The sequence below is a fragment of the Polaribacter sp. YIW18 genome, assembly GCF_057219325.1.
This window is the reverse complement of record NZ_JBXVVE010000024.1, coordinates 1-4152: the sequence shown is the minus strand read 5'-3', so window position 1 is coordinate 4152 and position 4152 is coordinate 1. Positions and strand designations below refer to the sequence as shown.

The window sequence follows — 4152 nt, the reverse complement described above, 5'->3', positions numbered from 1 at the left end:
ACCTTGTTCAATCTCTTGTACTATCTGAAGTTTTAGACTTAAACTGTAATCTTTTTGTGTACGTTTTTTGTAATTTGAATCCATAAATATAATGTTTAGGTGTAACACTATGTTAGGACGTGACAAATAGTAAAATTTAAAAGACGACTATTTTTAGTCGTCTTTTTTTTTTTGTTAAAAACCTATTGAAAAACTATATAATTTCGAGTAAATAAATTCTTTAAATTCAATTGAAAAAAAGTAAATTTGCGCTATAAAGACAATATGTAAATACAACTATACAATGATTTATTTCTTTGGAAACGTAAATAGCAAAGTTTTTGCTGTTCAAACAACAAAAGAATTCTCTACAGAAACCATCAACAAACTAACTTGGTTATTTGGCAACCAGCCAAAAATAGAAGCGTCAACAATAGACGCTTTTTTTGTTGGTCCAAGAGCAGCAATGATAACACCTTGGAGTACAAATGCTGTAGAAATTACTCAAAACATGGGGATTTCTGACATCCTTAGAATTGAAGAATTTACTACTGTTTCAGAAGACTTTACAGATTATGATCCAATGATTTCAGAGAAATTTAAAGGTTTACATCAAGACAGTTTTACCATAAAAATAGCACCAGAAGCTATTTTAAATATCGATGATATTGCTGCTTATAATCAGCAAGAAGGGTTATCTTTAAGTGATGAAGAAGTTACTTATTTAGAAGGTGTTGCTAAAAAAATAGGTAGAAAATTAACAGATTCTGAAGTATTTGGTTTTAGCCAAGTAAACTCAGAACACTGTAGACATAAAATTTTTAACGGAACTTTTATCATTGATGGTGTAGAACAACCCTCCTCCCTATTTAAAATGATTAAAGAAACATCTAAAGAAAACCCAAATGATATTGTTTCTGCATACAAAGACAATGTAGCGTTTATTAAAGGGCCAAAAGTAGAAGAGTTTGCACCTAAAAAACCAGAAGTTCCAGAATTTTATCAAACAAAAGAGTTTGAATCTGTAATTTCTTTAAAAGCAGAAACACACAACTTTCCTACCACAGTAGAGCCTTTTAACGGAGCTGCAACTGGTTCTGGAGGAGAAATTAGAGATCGTTTAGCAGGTGGTAAAGGTTCTTTACCTTTGGCGGGTACAGCAGTATATTTTACCTCTTATTCTAGATTAGAAGAAAACAGACCTTGGGAAGATAAGTTTGAAGCCAGAAAATGGTTGTATCAAACTCCTATGGATATTTTAATTAAAGCTTCAAATGGAGCTTCTGACTTTGGTAATAAATTTGGGCAACCTTTAATTACAGGTTCTGTATTAACTTTTGAGCACGAAGAAAATGCATCTTCAAGTACTGCTAAACCAAGAAAATTAGGTTTCGATAAAGTAATTATGCAAGCTGGTGGGATTGGTTATGGTAAAGCAAATCAAGCGATAAAAGAGGTGCCAAAATCAGGCGATAAAATTGTAATACTTGGTGGGGAAAACTACAGAATTGGTATGGGGGGTGCAGCTGTTTCTTCTGCAGATACTGGTGAATTTGCTTCTGGAATTGAATTAAACGCAGTACAACGTTCAAACCCAGAAATGCAAAAACGTGCTGCAAACGCAGTTCGTGGAATGGTAGAAAGTGATGAGAATTTTATCGTTTCTATTCATGATCATGGTGCAGGTGGGCATTTAAATTGTTTATCTGAATTGGTAGAAGATACAGGAGGAAACATAGATTTAGACAAATTACCTGTTGGAGACCCAACTTTATCAGCAAAAGAAATTATTGGTAACGAATCTCAAGAGAGAATGGGATTGGTAATTGCTGAAAAACATTTAGACACTTTACATAAAATTGCAGATAGAGAACGCGCACCAATCTATAATGTTGGTGAAGTTACAGGAAATGATCGATTTACATTCGAATCTAAAACTACGGGTAAAAAACCAATGGATTTGGCATTAGAAGATATGTTTGGTTCATCACCAAAAACAATTATGACAGACAATACTGTTGTAAGAAATTATAAAAATCCTCGTTACAAAACCAAAAACTTAGAAATCTATTTAAAACAAGTTTTACAACTAGAAGCTGTTGCATGTAAAGATTGGTTAACAAACAAAGTAGATAGATGTGTAGGTGGTAAAGTTGCCAAACAACAATGTGTAGGCCCATTACAAATTCCTTTAAACAACGTGGGTGTAATGGCTTTAGATTATAAAGGTATAGAAGGTATTGCAACCACTGTTGGCCACTCTCCTATTTCTGGATTAATTCATCCAGAAGCTGGAAGTAGAAATGCGATTACAGAAGCATTAACCAATATTATTTGGGCACCTTTAAAAGATAATTTAAAAAGTGTTTCATTATCTGCAAACTGGATGTGGCCTTGTAAAAACGAAGGTGAAGACGCACGCTTATACAGCGCTGTAAAGGCTGTTTCAGAATTTTCTATTGATTTAGGGATCAATGTTCCAACAGGAAAAGATTCGCTTTCTATGAAACAAAAATATCCTGATGGAGATGTAATTTCTCCAGGAACTGTAATTATTTCTGCAGCTGGAAATTGTAACGAAATTACAAAAGTAGTAGAACCTGTTTTACAAGTAGATGGTGGTAATATTTATTACATAAACGTATCTCAAGACGAATATAAATTAGGAGGTAGTTCTTTCAATCAAACTTTAAATGCGATTGGTAGTGAAACACCCGATGTTACAAATCCTTCTTATGTAAAGAAAACGTTTAACACAATTCAAAAATTGATAAAAAGCGATAAAATTGTTGCAGGACATGATATTGCTTCTGGTGGATTTATTACCACTTTATTAGAAATGTGTTTCGCTGATGTAAATTTAGGGGCAGATTTCGATATTTCTGAATTAAATGAAGAAGATTCTATCAAAATTCTTTTTTCTGAAAATGCAGGTATTGTTTTTCAGGCAGATAATTCTGTAGAAAGTATTTTAGAAGAAGCTGGTATTTCAGCATTTAAAATTGGTACTGCAAATAATTCAGGTACAGTTACTATTAAAAACAAACAAGAGAATTTTTCTTTTGATGTTGCGCATTTAAGAGATGTTTGGTACAAAACCTCGTATTTATTAGACCAAAAACAAACTGCTAATAATTTAGCAAAAGATAGATTTGACAATTATAAAAATCAACCTTTACAATACACTTTTCCTAAGAATTTTACAGGTAAACTTCCTGCAACAGAAAATACAAGACCTAAAGCAGCAATTATTCGTGAAAAAGGTTCTAACTCAGAACGTGAAATGGCAAATGCCATGTATTTATCAGGTTTTGATGTAAAAGATGTACACATGACAGATTTAATTTCTGGTCGTGAAAATTTAGAAGACATCCAATTTATTGGAGCTGTAGGTGGTTTTTCTAATTCAGATGTTTTGGGTTCTGCAAAAGGTTGGGCAGGTGCATTTAAGTATAATGAAAAAGCGAATATTACCCTACAAAATTTCTTTAAGAGAAAAGATACTTTGTCTGTAGGTATTTGTAATGGTTGTCAATTATTTATGGAATTAGAATTGATTAATCCAGAACATAAAGTACATGGTAAAATGCATCATAACGATTCACATAAGCACGAAAGTTCATTTACTTCAGTAAAAATTAAAGAAAACAATTCAGTAATGTTAAGCTCTTTAGCAGGTACAGAGTTAGGTGTTTGGATTTCTCATGGTGAAGGAAAATTTAACTTACCAGAAAGTGAAGAAAATTACAACATTGTTGCCAAATATGGCTATGAAGGTTACCCTAACAACCCCAATGGTTCAGATTATAACACAGCTATGTTGACTGATAAAACAGGGCGTCATTTAGTTACAATGCCACATATAGAGCGTTCTACTTTTCAATGGAACTGGGCCAACTATCCAAAGGGAAGAAAAGACGAAGTAACACCTTGGTTAGAAGCATTTGTAAATGCGAAAAATTGGATTTTAGAGAATAAAAAAAGTTAAAACAAATTTCAGTACAATAAAAAAGACCACATTAAAAGTTGGTCTTTTTTTTTAATAAACATGTCACGTCCTAACATAGTGTTACACCTAAACATTATATTTATGGATTCAAATTACAAAAAACGTACACAAAAAGATTACAGTTTAAGTCTAAAACTTCAGATAGTACAAGAGATTGAACAAGG

At 32.4% G+C, this 4152-nt stretch carries 1 protein-coding gene; it reads left to right on the top strand.

The window, feature by feature from the left end; genetic code table 11:
- Positions 1-283 precede the first annotated feature (283 nt).
- Positions 284-3967, top strand: a complete 3684-nt coding sequence (gene purL / locus AC2D6T_RS11985; protein ID WP_484681643.1) for a phosphoribosylformylglycinamidine synthase — start codon at positions 284-286, stop codon at positions 3965-3967.
- The last annotated feature ends 185 nt before the right edge of the window (positions 3968-4152 follow it).